This is a genomic window from Mesorhizobium sp. WSM4307, assembly GCF_007003945.1.
Classification (GTDB): domain Bacteria; phylum Pseudomonadota; class Alphaproteobacteria; order Rhizobiales; family Rhizobiaceae; genus Mesorhizobium.
This window is the reverse complement of the sequence record NZ_VFTB01000007.1, coordinates 1-18,243: the sequence shown is the minus strand read 5'-3', so window position 1 is coordinate 18,243 and position 18,243 is coordinate 1. Positions and strand designations below refer to the sequence as shown.

11 protein-coding genes and 1 pseudogene are annotated in these 18,243 nt (G+C 61.4%); 9 read left to right on the top strand and 3 right to left on the bottom strand.

Going from position 1 to position 18,243, the window contains the following annotated elements; all coding sequences use genetic code 11:
* Positions 1–327: 327 nt before the first annotated feature.
* From FJV83_RS17670 to FJV83_RS17640, 7 genes are all read left to right on the top strand, one after another.
* Positions 328–1,557: a dsDNA nuclease domain-containing protein gene (locus FJV83_RS17670; protein WP_095775710.1), complete on the top strand. Its 1,230-nt coding sequence runs from the start codon at positions 328–330 to the stop codon at positions 1,555–1,557.
* Positions 1,554–2,162, top strand: a complete 609-nt coding sequence (locus FJV83_RS17665; protein ID WP_095775709.1) for a hypothetical protein — start codon at positions 1,554–1,556, stop codon at positions 2,160–2,162. Before FJV83_RS17670 ends, FJV83_RS17665 begins: the two co-directional genes overlap by 4 nt.
* Positions 2,159–4,111 (top strand): hypothetical protein, encoded by a 1,953-nt coding sequence (locus FJV83_RS17660; protein WP_095775708.1) that lies wholly within the window; start codon positions 2,159–2,161, stop codon positions 4,109–4,111. The genes FJV83_RS17665 and FJV83_RS17660 overlap by 4 nt, the downstream gene beginning before the upstream one ends.
* A gap of 856 nt (positions 4,112–4,967) precedes the next feature.
* Positions 4,968–5,633, top strand: coding sequence for a thermonuclease family protein (locus FJV83_RS17655; RefSeq protein ID WP_245318356.1), 666 nt, complete (start codon positions 4,968–4,970; stop codon positions 5,631–5,633).
* Between the two features lie 10 nt (positions 5,634–5,643).
* Positions 5,644–6,249: a BRCT domain-containing protein gene (locus FJV83_RS17650; RefSeq protein ID WP_095775707.1), complete on the top strand. Its 606-nt coding sequence runs from the start codon at positions 5,644–5,646 to the stop codon at positions 6,247–6,249.
* A 61-nt stretch (positions 6,250–6,310) separates the two neighbouring features.
* Entirely contained in the window at positions 6,311–7,081 is a 771-nt protein-coding gene (locus FJV83_RS17645; protein WP_095775706.1) for a hypothetical protein, read from the top strand.
* 156 nt (positions 7,082–7,237) lie between these two features.
* On the top strand, positions 7,238–8,356 hold the full coding sequence (locus tag FJV83_RS17640; protein WP_210248235.1) for a hypothetical protein: 1,119 nt from the start codon (positions 7,238–7,240) through the stop codon (positions 8,354–8,356).
* A gap of 100 nt (positions 8,357–8,456) precedes the next feature.
* Here FJV83_RS17640 and FJV83_RS17635 read toward each other — a convergent pair whose 3' ends face one another.
* Together FJV83_RS17635 and FJV83_RS17630 are read right to left on the bottom strand one after the other, a co-directional pair.
* Positions 8,457–10,238 carry an ATP-dependent helicase gene (locus FJV83_RS17635; RefSeq protein WP_095775704.1) on the bottom strand — a complete coding sequence of 594 codons (1,782 nt, stop codon included), beginning with the start codon at positions 10,236–10,238 and terminating at the stop codon, positions 8,457–8,459.
* Positions 10,231–12,018 (bottom strand): AAA family ATPase, encoded by a 1,788-nt coding sequence (locus FJV83_RS17630; protein ID WP_095775703.1) that lies wholly within the window; start codon positions 12,016–12,018, stop codon positions 10,231–10,233. Before FJV83_RS17630 ends, FJV83_RS17635 begins: the two co-directional genes overlap by 8 nt.
* A 55-nt stretch (positions 12,019–12,073) precedes the next feature.
* Between FJV83_RS17630 and FJV83_RS17625 the strand changes: the two genes are divergently transcribed.
* Together FJV83_RS17625 and FJV83_RS17620 are read left to right on the top strand one after the other, a co-directional pair.
* Positions 12,074–14,770, top strand: coding sequence for a PD-(D/E)XK nuclease family protein (locus tag FJV83_RS17625; RefSeq protein WP_142886634.1), 2,697 nt, complete (start codon positions 12,074–12,076; stop codon positions 14,768–14,770).
* Complete coding sequence (locus FJV83_RS17620; RefSeq protein WP_095775701.1) at positions 14,767–18,051, top strand: UvrD-helicase domain-containing protein; 3,285 nt, start codon at positions 14,767–14,769, stop codon at positions 18,049–18,051. The genes FJV83_RS17625 and FJV83_RS17620 overlap by 4 nt, the downstream gene beginning before the upstream one ends.
* A 9-nt stretch (positions 18,052–18,060) precedes the next feature.
* Here FJV83_RS17620 and FJV83_RS17615 read toward each other — a convergent pair.
* A pseudogene (locus FJV83_RS17615) lies at positions 18,061–18,243 on the bottom strand (SMC-Scp complex subunit ScpB); the annotation flags it as partial.

Below are 18,243 nucleotides of genomic sequence, written 5' to 3'. Positions count from 1 at the left end.
GAAAAAGTAACAACGACCAGTATCCGTCCGCATAATTGCTGCCACCAACTGACGGCCGGAATATCAGCCATTGCGTGCTTTCAGGCTGAGCCGGGCACCTACCAAATCCCATCGAACATTCGACGAGTTGTGATCGCTTGAGGGGCGCAAGCGACATCCGCGACGCGGCGTTTCAGATAATTGCGGCGCGATACCAGATAAAGCGGGGTGTGTACCGTTGTAGGAAAAGTGAAATCTGATTAGAATTATCTGCGCGGGAGGGCGACTAGTTATGCTTCAAAAAATCCGGTTCGCTTCGGTTGAGTAGCGGCCACAGTCCCTGCTCGGCTGGAAAATACTGCCAGCAGGGATCCAGGCGACGAAACTGAACGCAACTTTCGCTACCAGCATCAGTATGGCGTGGTGATTCTGGCAGCGGTGCGGCGCGGCACGCTCAACTACATCGCCCTGTATTGTGAACAGCACGAAGACTTCCTGGCCGAACGGCCCGATGGCCTCTTCGACGGCTACCAGATCAAGACATCAAGACCTGAAAACGGTGCTTGGACGCTTGCGTCCGCCGCCCTCACCAAGTCGATCGGCCGCTTCGTCGATCTCGTGACTGCATTTCCCGGCCAGGTCGGGAAGTTCGTATTCGTGTCTAACTCCGACGTGGATTCGGTTACACCGGCCAGCACGGACGACAAGCGTCGCGGCCGTTGCCCCCGCCTCATGCTGGACCACGTGAGATCCTGCAGCGAAGCCGACGGGATACAGCCGCCATTTCGGAACACCTTCGACGCCTTGGCGGCGGAGCTCGGCGCGGAGAAAGCGCATCTCTTCGAAGTGTTGCGCCGGCTCGAAATCGTCAAAGGCCCCTCGCGTGAAGAATTCGATGCAGCACTCGCTCAAGAACATATCGGCGGACTAAGCGAATGTGCGCACCTCGCGCCGGATCCTCTCCGCGAGCTCTGCAACGACCTCGTCGCCCGATTCCACCGCGCCGCATCGCTGTATGTGGTCGACCCGGATCGTCACCTTGCGAAAGTTGCCTCGGGGACGATTGACGATCCGGTGATCACGGCCAAACGCATTATCATCGCTGATGTGGCTTTGGTCCCGGTGTCGAGGATCAGCGACACATTCCGCTACCAAGGCTCGCCGACCATCAGCCTCGGTCAAGTTCGGCCGAAGCGGATCTTGGAGCAGAAGCTGGCGCGCGGCGGCGTCGGCGCCCTGGTCGACTACATGAAGGCTCGCGAGCAGGCGGCAGAGTATCATTTTCTGGAAGAGCAGGCCAAGGATCCCGTGGCGGCGGCCCGCCAGCTACGACAAGTGGAAGAGGCGGTTCACGGAGAATGCCTAGAATCCTACATGGCGCTTCATACCCCCGGCGCACCATTCGGGCAGGCCATGTTCAATGACGTGGCGACCCGTCTACGCAGCTTGGAGACCAAGCGGAAAGATTTGCTTGGAGGCGCGCCCTATGAACTGCTTATGGGAACCGCAGCGCTTTTGACCGACGATTGCCGCGTGTGGTGGAGCGACCGTTTTCAGATCGATGGAGGAGAAGGGTGAGCCTTTCCGTCCTCAAGGCCGCGGCTGATGCCGAGAACGCCGACGGTCTACATCTCGCCCGCCTGCTGGTGCTCCTGCGAAGCGCCGACAAGCGCGGCAAGAGTGCCCCGAAGCCAATCGAGGGCATAACCAAACTCGCAAAGTTGGACTTCCTGCTGCGATACCCGGTCTATCTGGAGCGGGCATTGGAGGCGCTAGACAAGTCGCCGGCCGACGCGGCGGTGCTGCCGCGAGAACGCACGACCGTCGAGACGAAGATGATCCGGTTCCGCTACGGGCCGTGGGACGGACGCTATCGGCGCTGGCTCAGCCTCCTATCATCTCGCGACCTCATTACCCTGTCACTCAGCCGCCGCAAGATCGAAATCGGCTTGACTGAACGCGGCCGCGCCCTGGCCGACGATCTAGCCAACCGTCCGACCTTCAAGGACTTCGGGACGCGAGGCGCCGTCTTGATGAAAGCGGTCGGCGCCATGTCGGCCACGAAACTCAAAGACTTCGTCTACGAGATCGTCCCGGAAATCGCTGGCATGAAATGGGGCGCTGAGATCGGCGCCAGCGACCCGGCGGCGGAGACTTCCGCTGTCAGTGGAGAGCGGCAATGAAGTTTAATCTCATATCCCTAAAACTGTCGCTGCGCCGTGCCGACGATCAGATCAACTTCTCAAAGCTAAGCTACTTCTGGGGGCAGATGGGTGCGGGCAAGTCGAGCATCGCCCGGCTGGTCGACTACTGTCTTGGGGGCACTATCCAGCTGTCCCCCGCGCTGCAGTCCGAGTTCGTCTCGGCGACCCTGACCCTTGAGCTTGAACGGGCTACGCTCAGCATTGAGCGGGCCCGGGACGCAGCCGACGTCTTTGCATCCTGGGAGGACGATCAAGGTCGCTATTCGATCGTCATCCCGTCCCGTGTGGCTGCCGGCGAGGTCATCCCGGAAACGGGCGTGGAGACCTTATCGGACTTAATATTCTGGCTATCGGAGATTAACCCGCCGCGTGTGCGCAAGAGCAAGACCAAGGCGGACAGCAAGATCGTTCGCTTGTCATTGCGCGACTTGCTTTGGTACTGCTACCTCGATCAAGACCACATCGACAGTTCGTTTTTTTACCTAGAAGAATCGGCGGAATTCTACATGCGGCTCAAGAGTCGCGACGTGATCCGCTACATCATCGGCTACCATGACGAGCGGGTCGCTGATCTGGAAGCAGAGCTCGATCAGCTCCGGGCGAATCGAACAGCGCGCGCTGCCTCGATCGATAGCCTATCCAGGGCATTGGCGGAGGTCGGCATTGAGTCGGAGGCTCAAGTGACAGAGCGCGAGTCGGGACTTCGCGCGTCGATAGTCAAGGTTACCGCAGAGCTGGAGGTGCTGCGCAAGGGGCGCCGCGAGGACCAGACCACTCATGCCATCGACGAGCTGGCGAAGACGGCCCGGAGCCTAGGGTCTGATATCGCCAAGCTCGACCTTAACGCCGAGGAACTCCGCGCCATGCGGGACCGTCACGTGCGGCATCGCAACGAAATCGATATGCTTAGCCTGAAATTCCGGCGCTCCGCGGAGGCCCGCGAAATCCTCGGGGACGTTGCCTTTAGCGCCTGCCCGAGATGCACCCAAGCCCTGCCTGCCCGCTCAGCACAATGCTGCGACGTGTGCGGTCGGGAAGATCTGGTCGACTTAGCCGATCCCGCCGAACTCGCAGCCCTTGAGGCCGATATCGCCAGCCGATACTCCGAGCTCAAGGACGCCGTCGCAGCGATCGACAATAATCTTGCCAGAATGCGGGCACAGCGGTCGAACTTGCTGCAGACCAAGGATAAGGCCGAAGCCGACATCAATCGCGCCATCGCCGAGCAGGACTCTGCCTTTCTGTCGATGAGCCTGCTGAAGGAACGCGAGCGCGCCACGCTAGAGGCCGAATTGGCGAGCTTCGCCTGGCTATTGCGCCTACCCGTTTTGCTGCAGCAGCAGCGCGAAGCTCTCGCCCAAATCGTCGCCCTAGAACAGTCGAAGCGCGAGGCGCTCAAACAGGCACGCAGCAAAGCAGAGGCGGATCGCACAAGCCTCGATCGTTTCGCCGGCTATTTCCTAGATTGCCTAGTTCTGTCCGGGGTACCGGGCATCAAGCGCAACGACCATGTCGAGTTGGACCCGCCCGACTTCTACCCGGCGATACTCAGCGCCGACCCCAGCGACCTCACCCGCTCGACATTCACCTCCCTTAGCAGCGGCGGCAAGAAGACCCTCTTCAAATGCTGCTTCGCGATCGCCCTGCACCGCATCGCGGCACAGCTTCACGCGCCTCTTCCCGAGCTCCTAATCGTCGACTCCCCGATGAAGAACATCAGCGAGCGGGAGAATAAGGCACAGTTCGAAGGGTTCTATCGACTGCTCTACCAGCTCAACGCTGGAGAACTTCGGCAGACCCAGTTCATCTTGATCGACAAGGAGTTCTTCCCGCCACCCGGCGACTTCGCTGCCGGCATCACGAACCGGCACATGCAGCCGGATAGTGACGTACACCAGCCACTGATACGCTACTACCGAGGCAAATAGCACGCTATCGCATTGAGAACCTTTCCCGGCTTGCGTCCGAATAGTCGTTATCGGATTGGAGAGCGACTACGACATGATCTGATCACTGGCGCACGACCCTCTCCTAGGGAGTGCTTGAGGCTACGCTTGCAAGGCTAAGACAGTAGCAATGTCAGCTTTCGGTAAGTCGTAGGTGTGGGTCGAACAGCCGGAATGAGGCGCAAAGCTGCCGTCGAAATCGGACCCGCGTACGCCGCGATCCATTGTCCGGAGGGGTTATCCAGACTAAACATTGTGGCTGATCAAACGGCTCGCCACGATCGCAGCTCGCTCGCATCCTCAGGAATGCTGACGCCGATTGCGTAGCCCAACGAGACGCAAAACACCTGTTGGCAGTGGCCAAGCGATCTTGAAGGCCATCTCGATTCCTGCGAGCTTCTCACGGTCAACGGAGGGCACACACCCATGGCACATAAAATGGCCCAAGTGCGCCGGTCGAAGACAATAACTAATAGCCTACGACTCCACACAATGCTGCGGCAGTTCCTAAGCTAGAGCATATTGGCTTCGGAACGAGCCTCGGCTCGGCACTGACACTTGTTGCGCTAGGGCAAGTGAAACCGTGATCTCCTAAGGGAATCATCAGCAAATAGGCTTCGCTAGACCTCTGATACATTTAGGAGCATTCTCCCGCTTGGGGAGATAGGGTGTGGATAGGTCTCGTTACGACAATCGTTCTAATCGCTGGCGCAAGCGCACTGGAGCAAAACGCTCTCGTGCACTGCGGTGGGCAAGTGTCCCGCGACGGTTGATTTTCGTCACCGCTGCTGCAGTCGGTGCCTTAGCTGCTCAGACGGTCATGATGCATAGTGACCGCTTGCCAGACCTGACCCCTTCGAACTGGATCGAGCCAAAGCCCGCCCCCATGACCGGCGTGGCGTCCGTCATTGACGGTGACACGATTGAGATCCGCGGCCAGCGCATTCGGTTCAGCGGGATCGATGCGCCAGAGAGCAAGCAATATTGCGACGACGCCAAAGGCTTCGAGTATCCATGCGGTCGGCGATCCGCCGAAGCGCTGGATAGCTTCCTCGCGGCCTCTAGGCCGTTGGCATGCATCTTTGTGACTTGGGATCGCTATCACCGCTTCGTCGGCGACTGCCGGCGCGCCGACGGCGCCAGCGTGGCCGCGTGGATGGTAGAGCATGGCCAGGCGCTCGATTGGCCGCACTACAGCAACGGCGCCTACGCGCCGCAGCAGGCAAAGGCCAAGGCGGCGAGACTTGGTCTATGGGTTGGCAAGTTCGACGCGCCTTGGGACTGGCGCGCATCGCATGGCGACGGCGCTGCGCCGTCGAGCCAGCCGCTCGGCATCATCAGTCGCAAGCTGGTCGCGCAAAGCCGCGGCCTTTCGTGCGAGCCCCGGCGATACTGCTCGCAAATCAGCTCCTGCGAAGACGCCCAATGGTACCTGCACAACTGTGCGTGGGGCCGCAAGCTGGATAGGGATGGTGACAGGGTAGCGTGCGAGACGCTTTGCTAGGGAGGGGTCCATGGATGACAAGTTTTACAACCGCGTCGGCGGCGATCGTATTTCTTCGCGGCAGATCGATGAGTTAATTGGGTTAGCGCGCGGCCTCGCTGCAGACGGAAGTATCAACAAGGCGGAAGTCGAGTTCCTTCAAAAGTGGCTGGCCGCCAATGTCGAGATTAGCGATCAGCCGATCGTCCGGACCTTGTACCGACGGGTCAATGAAATCCTTGCGGACGGGGTGCTCGATGCCGATGAACACACCGAACTTCTCGATACGTTGAACAGCTTCTCGAACCGAGATTTCGAACTCGGGGAAGTGTTGAAGCCGACCACCCTGCCCCTTTGCAATCCGCCTCCGAATTTGACCTTTGAAGGTCGGTCGTACTGTTTCACCGGGACGTTCAATTATGGCCAGCGAAAATACTGCGAGCAGGCCATAGCGGATCGTGGCGGCCGCGCCGGCAGTTTGACGCAAAAGACCGACGTGCTCGTGATCGGTGCCTACGCCACGGAGTCTTGGAAGCACTCATCGTTTGGCGACAAGATTTTCAAAGCGACCGCCTGGCGCGACGAGGGGTTGCCAATCTCGATTGTCGCCGAGAGCCACTGGGTCGGTTTTCTCTGACTTCGTCCGTTCGTTTGCAGCGTCTCATACCATCAGCACCCTATTCGACTGAGGTGGAACGATGCGGCACAATGCGTTCAGCGATCAGATCCGCCTGTCTCGGCGATTTACAGGTCGCTTCTTTACGAGCGTGATCGCGCTCGCAGTTACAACGGCAGCTGGGTGCAGCTCCATAGACTACCAGAAGCTTACCACCGGTGAGATATCCGGCAGCTTGTTCGTGATGTGGGTCGGTGAGGGCAACAGTTCCGGTGACGGGAGTTTCCTGTTCGTGCCCGACCCTCAGGATCCCTTGATCTTCCACAGGGCAGATCCGGCAGCGCCAGGAAGCACGATCAAGCCGGGCCTCATGTACACGGACGGCGGCTCAATCCCGAAGATCGCGCAGGTCTTCAAAGGGCTGTCGCCTTGGGGCTACGCCCCAGCCTACATGATCCACGACTGGATCTTCATTGCGCATCACTGCATCGTTGACGGGAGCACGGAGAAGAGGTTCGATCAAGTTCGCGGGGTTGGCTTCGACGACTCCGCTGCGATCCTCGGTGAGGCAATCAAGGCGTTGATCGCGACGCGCCAAGTCGCGCCGAACGATGTCGCACCCACTGCCATCACGGCGGCGGTGGGAAGCGCGGTTGCCAAGAATCTTTGGGACGAGAAGGGAGCCTGCAAGTCGCTGCAGGTGAGTGCAAAAGACATTGCTTCCGCAGAGGCAGCGATACCGGGCGCCACATCCAAAGCTCAGAACCTGAGGACCTTCCAAGTACCAGAAGCCGTAATACCTTCGATCCGAGCAGTGAGGCCAGCGAAGATCATCGCTCGTCTGTCCTTCTGACCTGAGCGTCGAGCAAGCCCATGGCGGGCCGGCGTGCGGCGACCGACCGTCGAAACAGCCGTCATGGTGATCGTCATGAACTTAGCGCGAATGGCGGCCCTTATCGGAGAAGTCCGGTTTCAGCAGACGTCATTAACCAATTGAAATGGAGGTTTTGTGGTCTCGATCAATCGCGCCTGGTGGGAGCATCTCGCGCCAAAACCGATGCATCGCCGGTTTCACGAGGTTGAGACCTTGCTGCGCCAATGGTGTCGATCGGAGTATGGCGCACTCTGGCTGGGAATGGCCAAGCGCAAAGGCGGGGTGATACGGGTGAAACCGGGTCAGCTCATTCCGGTCGTCCACTTTGTTGCGCTCGGCGACATGCCGATATTCATCGCACCCCCGATGAAGGTCAGGCTCGGACACCGGATGGTGGGTTCCGATCAGTTTCTTTCGGGTCACGCTCTTGCGGAGAACGAACTTGCCCTTAGCCCGACAATTCGTCTTGATGTCGTTGAGAATCAGGCACTGCTGGCAGCTGCGGCGCGCAGGGATTTCTCCGCCCATATCCCCGGCGTGAAGAATCCAAGTCAGGTCTTCTCGGCGCCAGCGCATCTCCTTCTGGCTCCGGAATCGTTTCCGAGAAAGAGCTTCGTTCTCTATCAGCACATCTTCGGTTCAGGATCGTCTTATCCCGACGATGGGTTCTTCTATGTCGGCGTCACGACCCGTAGCTGGCAGAAGCGCTGGGCGGAACATCGACGAGCGATGCAGACCGGTAGCCCCTTGCTGTTTCACCGAAAGCTTCGCGAAGAGACAGACGCTGGCCGTGTGACCTACATCCACCACAAGGTCATGGCGATCACCGATGATATCGAACGGCTCTATGCCACGGAAGAATGGCTGGTGGATGGACATTGGCACGACGAACGGCGCCTCAATATGATCCCGGGAGGCAAGTCGGGTCTGCGATATCTTCGTGAAAATGGCATGCTGGGTGATCGAGTCGTCCCGCTGCCCGATGAGCGCGACAGTATTCTCGAAAACTGGTTACGTGACCATCCCCGCAAGGGACTTCCTGCCCCTTGGGTCTCGGAAAAATGGAAGGACGACGCCTGGGCCGTCGCCCAGATTTGCGGCCGAGACGACCGCCTCTCTGTTGAGCAGGTCCGGGCTATTCGGGAGCTTGCGAAGGTCCATACAGCTGAGACCATCGCCGAACGGATAGGCGCACGGAACCGTGAGCAAGTGCAACGGGTTATCGACGGAGAGACATATACCCGAGTGATTTAGACAAGGTCGAGCATGTTGAACGTCAGGCTGAAGATCGGCCGCCAGGATAGGGGCACAGCTCGGATGAGGAGCTGGTTGACTACGCCGATTTACTCGGGATTCAATCCTGCTGACTTCGCTGGTAAAGCTCGAAGACCCATGGTGAGTGGTGATGTTCCTGGTAGACCAGGCTGAGGTGTTTTTTCGGGCGCGTCACTCCGACGTAAAACAAGCGCCTGGCCTCACGAAGGCTCGCGGGAGTCTGCTTGTCGCGCGTGCTCGGAATGTCGGAAGCGTTTACTCCATACACGATGACCGCATCGAACTCCCTGCCTTTGGCGCTGTGCAGGGTGCTCAGGTTGACGCGACCTGATCCCTCGACCTGCCCGGCGAAGTGCGCGAGGGGAAGATCGAGGTCTCGGGCCGGATCGGTGTTGGTGATCATTTCCCCACAGACGTCCCATTCCTGTTCGGAGTTGCGCGCAATGTTGCGCCACGGCGTAACAAGTTCACGAGAAAAGCGCTGGAGCCAGACGTGGGTCGTCTCGACGCTTGCGAGCGAGGTGTTGAGAAACTCCATGAGTTGCACGGACAACTCCTGCTCCTCGCGTTCGCTGGCGTGGCGCCCATAGACCAGAGTCAGCGCTTGCGACAGCAACCGCGCGTATGGCGGTTCGGCATCGCGCCAGCCGCCGGTGATCCAGCGAGCGCACTCCTCGATGAAGCGCGCCAGCCGGGAACTTCGCTTGACCAGCGCATTCATGTCGGTCCGGACAAAAGGGATCCCCGCCTCTTTCAAGGCGGCCGCCACCTTGTCGCCGAGCCAGGCGGCCCGATAAAGAACCGCGATTGTTCCGAGCTCGAACCCTTGCTCCACAAGCTTGGGAATGATCGTGTTGGCGACCGCTTCAGCCTGATTGTCGTGTCCGTAGGGAACCGGCCAGAAGTTCAGATCGCCGTCGGGCGCGCCGTCGATGCCATGATAGTCGCGCTCCTCGCCAAGCGCGCCGAGCGACGCGCGGATGATCTTTGCACCGGATCGATAGTTGAAGCGAAGCCTGATCGTACGCACATCGCGCCGGCGCGTCAGGCTCTCGAGCAATTCGGGATTGGCGCCGGCGAAGGCGTAGATCGATTGGTCGGTGTCGCCGACCGCGAAGAGCCGAATTCCGCCTTCGAAGCAGAGCACCAGGACGAGTTCATGCAGCGCGTGGCCCAGGTCCTGGTATTCGTCCACAAACAATATAGGAAAGCGAGCGCGAAGCGCGTCGCGAATCCAGCCATTTTCCTTGATCATGCGATAGGCGATCAGGGGCATGTCGTCGAAGTCGATCAAGCCTTGCCGGTGCAGTTCCGCCTCGTACGCTTCGATGAAATCGGCCAGCTCCGGATTGTGTCCCCGCCATTCAGGCCGCGTGCGGTCGACATCGCGAAGGCGCTTTTCCGAAGCGAACTTCCATCGGTCGTGCGGGTTGCCGTAACCGCCGATCGAGTTCCTGTAGGCCGTTTCGACCGTCGCTTTCATCTGCGACTTGCTTGCGACCTTGAAGTCTGCCGGAAGCCCCATGGGTACGCAACGCGCGTAGGGGCTGATAACCTGGCGCAGCGCGAAACTGTGCACGGTGCCGATGAAAGCGCGGTCGCCCGGCGTGATCCCGAGGCGGTCGAGCCGCGTTTCCAGTTCGATCGCGCAGTCGTTGTTGTAGGTAATACAGGCAACACTACGCGGTTCGGAAATATCCTGGATCAGCCCGCGCGCCATCGCCGTCGTCAGCGTCTTGGTCTTCCCGCTCCCCGGACCGGCCAGCACTACGCAATGACCCTTCTCGACGACCGCGGCCGCCTGCTCCGGGTTGCCCTTTAGATCAGCCAACGCCTGAACAAGTGCCCGGTCGCTAAGCATTGGAGACCAGCGTGACGAGGGCGGCGAGGGCGGCGGCGATGTAGGGGGGCGGTGGGAGACCAGCGGCTTTTTTCGCCAGCCGGGCACCGAGTCGTCCCTTGCCGACGCTTCCAACCATCGCGAGCAGCTGCTCGGCATCGACTGGCGTGCCTGCACGCCAGTCGGCAATTCGCTTGGTCCGCACGGACCCGAAATCCTGGTCGCTGAGGATGTCGAGGAGCGGGCTCAACAGGGCGGGCGTGTTGGCGACGGAGACTTCGAAGGTCCGATCGTTGAGAAAGACGCTGGTCGTCATCGCACCGGCACTGAATGCCGCATAGTCCTTTCCCTCCCACTCCGCCAGTTGCGCCGGCGTCAGTGGGGGCTTGCCGCGGATGGTGAGCATGTCTGCCCACAGATCCATAGTGCGTTTCTTGCCGAGAGGCGGTTTGGTGCCGTCCAGAGGATCCCAGTCAGTGATGACGCAATAGGGCAGCGCCAGCGCCTCGGCGAGCTTGACATAGGGGCGGAAGTTCGTGCCGGCGACGTTGCAGACGGTGATACCGAGATCGTCAAGCGAATGGCCAAGGGACGACGCGAAGACGGGCATGAGCGCCTCTTCCGCATCGCCCTCGACAAAGATGGCGCCACGCGCGAACAGCAACTCGGCGCGTGTCGCGTCGAGATAGTTCTCGAGATCGTCAAGCTCATCGGGTGTCACCGGAAGATGCGCCAATGAGAATGCCTGCGTCGCGCCCCCTCTCCTCTTCAGCTGGACGAGTGACCGCAACGGGGCGACCGCAGCCAGGGTGGGCGAGTGGCTGGTGACTATCATGGCCTGAGCGGCCTCGGCATTACCAAGCAGCTTGGAAAAAACCGATCGCTGCAGGTGCGGGTGAAGATGGGCTTCCGGCTCCTCGATGCACAGCAGCGAGAAATTGCGTTCGTTCTTCTTCCGGCGCCACGCGAATTCCGCAAGCTTCAGTGCCAGCAGAGCAACGTTCGCCGAGCCGAGGCTGGCCTCCGCGATGCCGCGCTTGCCGCCGTCGATGTACATCGCGATAGCCCGGAAAAGGCGAAGCGGGTCGGCTGGCGCGAATCTCAAACGGGCGTCGATATCATGCGCCTTTCCGGACAGGTAGGCGATACCGGCGCGCAGTTCATCTTCAAGCGTCTTGATGGTCGGAAGGGTTTCAAGCGCCTTGCTCGCTTTGTCGAGCTCGGCCGCCACGGCGTCGAGTTCGGGGCGGCTAATGCTCGAGACGGCCTCTTCGAGGAGATGGCGCAGCGGAGAGGCTCGCCAGCTACCGAGCTGGCCTTCGGCGTCGCGCAAGGCGTCGAGCAGATCGATCGTAATGCGGCGGCGCACTTTGCTCGGCAGCGATCGCGTTTCATCGCCACCACCGAAGACCAGGAACTCGCAGTCGGCGCTGGATTGCGGCGGGCCCGTAACGTCCGACTTCTTGCGAAAGACATAACTAAGCTGTGCGATCGTCGGATCATGGCGCGCCCGGAAATCGGTCAATAGCGCGGTCAGCGCCATGTCCGTGGCGAAATCGGAGATTTCCAGATGCACCTCGATGGGCGCGGTATAGTCGGCCGGCGCGCCATCCCAGAAATCGGTGAGCTTCAGTTGCCGTGCCGAATCGGGCAGGGTCGGATCGAGGATGAGCTGAATGGCGAAGAGCAGATTGCTCTTGCCAACACGGTTCTCGCCGAGCAGCACGACATTGCCGGCCAGCGCGACGTCGATCGACTGGAAGTTCCTAAAATTCCTGATGCTCAGCTTGCTCAGCCGCATTTCCGTCACCAATGCCCGAAGTTTTTCTTTGCCTAAGCTTCAATAGCCGGTGATCTTGGGCGATCACAGTGCCCTGTTGGAACAACAACACGAAAACACGATGCCGAGTCGCTCCACTTACGTCGTCGATGGTATGTTGGCGCTTCGCAGCGCCCGCGCCGCTGCGGCGCGGGGCGGAGCGATCGGTCGCGAGATCGTAACTCTGCCTCTGCTTGCGGCGCGGCTGGTTGGTGGTTTTGCCACACCTGCCGGCACCGATGTTCTCTATCCGGCAATCAAGGCCGCGCTGGCATCCGAAAGCTTTGGCGATATCGGAATGGTGGCGGCGTTGCCGGGGATGCCGCGTGCGGTCCTGCACGCGCTCGATTGCGCCTGGCGGGCGGATCTCGATCTGTCGTCATTGGCAGGCGAGGTGCCGAGGTTTGACGATCTTCATCGCGTCGAGACCTACGTTCGCGATCACATCCCACCCGCGCATATGCTGCCGCGCGATCTTCGTGATGCAGCCGCCAAGCGGATCGATCGTGCGCGTAGCCTGCTGGGTCCGGTCACGCTTTCGGGAGTGGTGGACGTCGATCCGCTTTGGCTGTCTCTTCTCAATGACCTCGCTCGCGTCACCGACATTACTTGGGAACTGCCGGCGCCTGCCGAGCACGCATGGTTTAGAGGGTCGATCCAAAGAAGGGCTGCGACTACTCCGGTCCGTAAATCCGCCGAGGCGAGCGCGGACCCGAAGTCGGAGGTTATCGAGGCGCTGCGCTGGACCCGGCAGTTGCTGGCGACCGGAAAGGTGCAAGCGCGAGACATCGCGATCGCCGCGACTTCGACACAGGACTGGGACGATCACTTTCTGGCCTATGCGAGAAGTGCCGGATTGCCGTTGCATTTCTCTCATGGGGTGCCCGCTTTGAGCACGCCGGAGGGCCAGGCCTGTGCCGCCCTGGCCGACATTCTCGCAAACGGGCTCAACCAGGAACGGGTCTGGCGCTTGGTCCGGCGCCTCCCCGCGCACCCGTTCGCCAGCCGGCTGCCGCCGGACTGGTTCGCCGCAATCCCGCGAAGCGCCGGCTTGCGCAGCCTCGACCAGTGGCGAGAAGTTCTGGCCGCGGCGAGGCCGCGGCGAGACGACGGCGAATTGGCCGAGCAAATCCTGCTTCCCGTTCTCGAACTCCTCGCGCGCGGCGCCGACATAGCGGCAGAGGCCGGAGCGCGGTTGCTAAGCGGCGCCAGCCTGGCGATGTGGGAGGAGGCTCTGCGAAGCGCCCCGGCACAAGCCATCGCGCTCTCCTTGCAAGCGCTGCGCGTCGCCGACCAGCGTGATCCGGCCAATAGCGTCGTCTGGTGTCCCGCATGGCAACTGGCCGCATGTCCGCGCCCGTATACGCGGCTGCTCGGCCTCACCAGCCGATCCTGGCCGCGTTCGGAAAACGACGACCCGCTGCTGCCTCACCATTTGCTCGACCGCCGCAGGCTTCATCCCGTGGGGGTCGCCGAGCGCGACCGGCGCCATTTCGAGGTCATCCAGGCGCACACCCATGAACAACTCGTCTTGTCCCGCTCGCTGCGCAACCCCAACGGCGGCGTTCTGTCACCCAGCTCGCTCTGGCCTTCGGCAGAGATCGTGTACAAGCGCGATCGCATTCCGGAACATGCTTTCAGCGAAGCGGACCGGCTTTTGGCGAGACCCCGCGATGCCGGCCAACTCGCCCATGTTCGCCAAAGCCAGCTTTGCTGGCGCAACTGGCAACGGCCTTCGATATTGACGCCGCATGATGGCCTTTCAGGAGCCAATCATCCGGCGATTGAGAGAGCCTTGACGCGGGTTCAGTCGACGACATCGCTCCAGAGGCTGTTGCGAGATCCGCTCGGGTTCGTCTGGCGTTACGCTCTGGGCTGGCGCTCTGTCCGGTTCCTATCCGACCCGCTGCAACTCGGTGCGGCCTCGTTTGGCGAACTGGTTCATGAGCTGATCAGCGGCGCAATCATAGCGCTCGAGCCGACGCCGGGATTTGCGCGCGCCAGCGCCGATGAGATCGAAGCCGCGATCGCCGATGCGTCGACGGCGATCCTGCACGCATGGCCACTACAGCGTTCCGTTCCGCCACCCATCCTGTGGCGGCATACGGTGAGCGAGGCCGCGCGTCGCACTGCCAGAGGCCTCAACGCCGATGATCAGGTCAGATCCGATACGCGCAGTTGGACGGAGGTGCCGTTCGGGCAAGGCGGCGGCGCCGGGGAAGGCGCGCCGTGGGACACGACGATCACGGTCCCGATCGAGCAGACTGGCCTGGTGTTCGGCGGCCGCATGGATCGGCTCGATATTCGCGCCACCGGCGACGGCGCTCGGATCACCGACTACAAGAGCGCGAAGCCGCCTCCGAGACATCAACGCATTGCGTTGGGCCAGGGGCGAGAGCTGCAGCGCGTTCTTTATGCGATCGCGGCCCGTGCGCTGCTGCCTGAAGTCAGGACCGTAGTGGCGCGCCTGGTCTATCTCGCCGACGATCCGGCAATCTTCGAGCTCAAGGGCGACGAGCTCGATGCGGTGGTCGGCGAGGCGGCGGGTTTTCTGTCGGCGGCCATGACCATCCTGCGCAGCGGCCGGATCGCGCCGCGTTGGGAGCAGGACGCCGATTACGACGATATGCGCCTCGCGCTTCCTGCCGATCGCGAGACTTATCTGCGCCGCAAGGCTTCAGAGTTCCGGGCAGCCAACCAGCCGCTCAACAAGCTCTGGAGTGCCTCGACATGACGCTCGCCGATCAGGACGCCCGGCGCCAGGCCATGACCGATTTTTCCTCGATCCTGTTGGTCGAAGCGGCCGCGGGAACGGGCAAGACCTCGCTGATGGCCGGTCGTGTGGCGATGATGCTGGCGGCCGGCCGCCACCCTGGCGAGATCGCCGCCATCACCTTTACCGAGCTCGCCGCGAGCCAGCTCGCGCGCCGGATCAGGGAAACGGTCGATAAGCTGCTGGCAGGCGATGTTCCCGCGTTCATCGAGGCGGTTCTTCCGCAGGGCCTTTCGGAGCAGCAGCGCGAGGCGCTTGTCGTCGCTTTTCCCCGGCTCGACGAGCTCACGGCGACGACAATTCACGGATTTTGCCAGTCGGTCATCCGCAGCCATGGCGTCCAGGCCGGGCTCGACCCCGGCGCCCGTGTGGTCGATGCCACCGTCGCCGGCAATCTATTCATGGCGGAGCTGTCGGCGTGGTTTTCGCATCGGCTCGCGGCCGATGCCGCGGAAGGCGACCCGATTGTCGTGTTGGCTGAGGAGATTCCGCTTCAGGTGGTGGATCTCATCCGTGAACTCGCGAACCTTCGGCGCAAGCATCCCGACGCCCAACCGATCCGTCCGTCCGCCGGCGCGCGGCCCGACATTGATTTCGTCCAGGCGGTCGACGATTTCGACCGGTGGCAGACGAGCGCCGAACCCGACAAATGGCTTTCCGACATCGCGCACGAATTGCGCGGGCTTGCGCAGCGATATCATGACTGCCTCGCAAGCAAAGAGAGTTTCCGAGCCCTGTGGCGCCTCTGCGATCCGGGAACCGGCCTCCTCTTCGAGCGCAAAGGCCTGCAGCTAAAAACCTACGATGAGGCTGCGCGGGGCTTCGGCGCTCACCGCAATGATGTCGGTTCAAATGATGGCCGGGAGCTTTATGAAACCGTCGTCACCGCCTGGAGCGAGCTCGTCGGTCATATCGCCAGCACGTTGGTGTGCTCGCTGTCGACCTCCCTCGACCAGTTGCTGGAAAGCTATCAGGCGCGCAAGCGCGCTGCCGCCGTCCTGGATTTTGACGATCTGTTGATTCACGTCCGCTCGCTGGTCCGCGACCATGACGAGGTGCGCCAGGCCATCGGCCAGCGCTATCGCTACATCCTGGTCGATGAGTTCCAGGACACCGACGGCATCCAGAGCGAGATCCTGTTCTGGATCGCCGCGACCCAAGCGCGGCCAGGACAATGGGAGAAGTCGGAGCTACGGTCCGGGGCGCTCTTCCTCGTCGGCGATCCGAAACAGGCGATCTATCGCTTTCGCGGCGCCGACATAGAAGCCTACGAACTCTGCCGCCAGCTGATCGACGGCCAGGATCATGGTGCGGTGCTTGAGATCACCGCTAATTTCCGATCGCTGAAACCGATCATCGAGCATGTCAACGCCTGCTTCGAGCCGGTCTTTGCCAAGCCCTCGCAGCCCCGATATGTCGCGCTCGCACCGACCCTCTTCGAAGCGTCGCACCCGCTTCCCTGCGTCGCCCGCTTCACCGTCGAGGTGGCTACCGAGGGTCGCATCTACGCGGAAATGTTTCGCGAGACCGAAGCCGAGCGCGTTGCCGACATTTGCGCTGCCTTGATCGGCAATGTGTCGATAAAACGTGCGGACAAGACATCCACTCCGCTGCAGGCCGGCGACATCGCGCTGCTCTCTCCGGGACACACGGAACTGTGGCGTTACGAACGCGCGCTTGAGCAGCGCGGCCTCGCGGTATCCTCGCAAGCCGGCCAGACTCTGATGCGGCGGCAGGAAACGCAGGACATTCTGGCGTTGCTACGGGTCCTGGCGGATTCCTCCGACACGCTGGCCTTTGGCGCGCTGATGCGAGGGCCGCTGGTGGGCCTGAGCGAACAGGAACTGCTGGACATCACCTCAGCCCTTGTCGAGCAAGCCGACGGCCAACGCTTTTTCACTGTGCGGACGGATCCCGAGCTCGTGCAGCATGCTGTCGCCAGAGATATTCTCCTCGAGTTGCAGCGGCTTCGTCGGCGCGCCTCAATCGTGACCCCAAGCCTGATTTTGGCGGAGGCCATCGAACGCCTGAATGTTCGCGTGATCATGGCAGCGCGACATCGCAACAGGAATGCCCGCGCGCTCGTCAACCTCGACGCATTGATCGAGAGGGCGCGCGGCTACTCGATCGCTGGCCTGCGCGCTTTCATTCGCGATCTGCAGGAAGATTGGGAGCGCAAGGCCCGGGCGCAGGAAGGACGCATCGATGCTGCCAAGGATGCCGTCGAGATCGTCACCATTCATAGCGCTAAGGGATTGGAGTGGCCAATTGTCATTCCGGTCAATTCGACGACCGAACTCTACCGGCCGGATCAGTTCGTGCATCGGCAGTCCGACAACACGTTGCACTGGATGCTGGGGGGCGTCGCGCCGCCGGAGCTGGCTGCAGCGCGCGCCGCGGAAAGCCTGGAGGATGCCAATCAACGTGAGCGTATCTGGTACGTGGCATGCACGCGGGCACGGGATCTCCTGATCCTTCCCCACATTCCCCAGGCGTCCAAAGATTCCTGGTTCAGCTCGATAGACCTGCGTCAGCGGGACATTCCTGAGCTGGACCTTACGTCCTTTGCGCGGCGCGAAATGCCGGCACCGGCGTCTCTGACCAACGAGCAGTCTTCTGATATTTTTGCCGCCGAGCAACGGTGCGTCGAGGAAAGCGCGCCGCCGATAGTGTGGCGCCGGCCCAGCGAACATGATGCCGATCGACTCGGCGACCCTCTCGAGGGCGTCGTAACTTCGGAGAGCCACATTGAGCATTTCGAGGTGGCCGGTGCCGGCGCCCGCCGCGGCGTCATCCTTCACAAGCTGATGGAAGAGCTTCTTACCGGTGAGCTCGCGGGAGAACTCGGTGCAAGCGTTGACCGCGCTCGCGAACTGCTCAATCAATTGGTGACCGACGTAAATGACGATGAACCTCAGCCCGATCCTTATGAGATGGGAGCAGCGGCGCTCCGCGGGCTCGCTTTGCCGCAGATTGCCGAACTGCGGCCCCACCTTGTGCCCGAAATCGCAATCTGGGGGCGCGACCAAGCGAGCCTTATTGCCGGGCGGGCCGACGCTTTGGCGATCATCGAAGACCGTGTCGACGCTGCCATCGATTGGAAATCCGACGTCCATCCCGCACCTGCTGTGCGCGAAGCACATATGCGGCAACTGCGTGACTACCTGTCTGCGACCGGTGCCGTGCGTGGCGCAATCGTCTATCTGACAAGCGGCGAGATCACCTGGGTTGTCCCGCCATGACGGGATCATCTATTCGTCGAGGAAGCCGTTGGCGCCATGTTCTTCGATATCTGCAAATCCTGGGATGATGTTTCCGGCGAGGAGCTTCTCCTTCGACAGCAACCCGGCGTCCTCAAGCGCCTCGAAATCCGGCAGTTGGCGCAGCGTGTCGAGCCCGAACTGCGAGAGAAAATTTTTCGTCGTCACATAGGT

Bases quoted from the DNA above. Each gene is read 5' to 3' on its own strand.
- FJV83_RS17660 (WP_095775708.1), top strand. From the start codon at position 2,159: ATGAAGTTTAATCTCATATCCCTAAAACTGTCGCTGCGCCGTGCCGAC.
- FJV83_RS17650 (WP_095775707.1), top strand. From the start codon at position 5,644: ATGGATGACAAGTTTTACAACCGCGTCGGCGGCGATCGTATTTCTTCG.
- FJV83_RS17645 (WP_095775706.1), top strand. From the start codon at position 6,311: ATGCGGCACAATGCGTTCAGCGATCAGATCCGCCTGTCTCGGCGATTT.
- FJV83_RS17635 (WP_095775704.1), bottom strand. From the start codon at position 10,238: ATGCTTAGCGACCGGGCACTTGTTCAGGCGTTGGCTGATCTAAAGGGC.
- FJV83_RS17630 (WP_095775703.1), bottom strand. From the start codon at position 12,018: ATGCGGCTGAGCAAGCTGAGCATCAGGAATTTTAGGAACTTCCAGTCG.
- FJV83_RS17620 (WP_095775701.1), top strand. From the start codon at position 14,767: ATGACGCTCGCCGATCAGGACGCCCGGCGCCAGGCCATGACCGATTTT.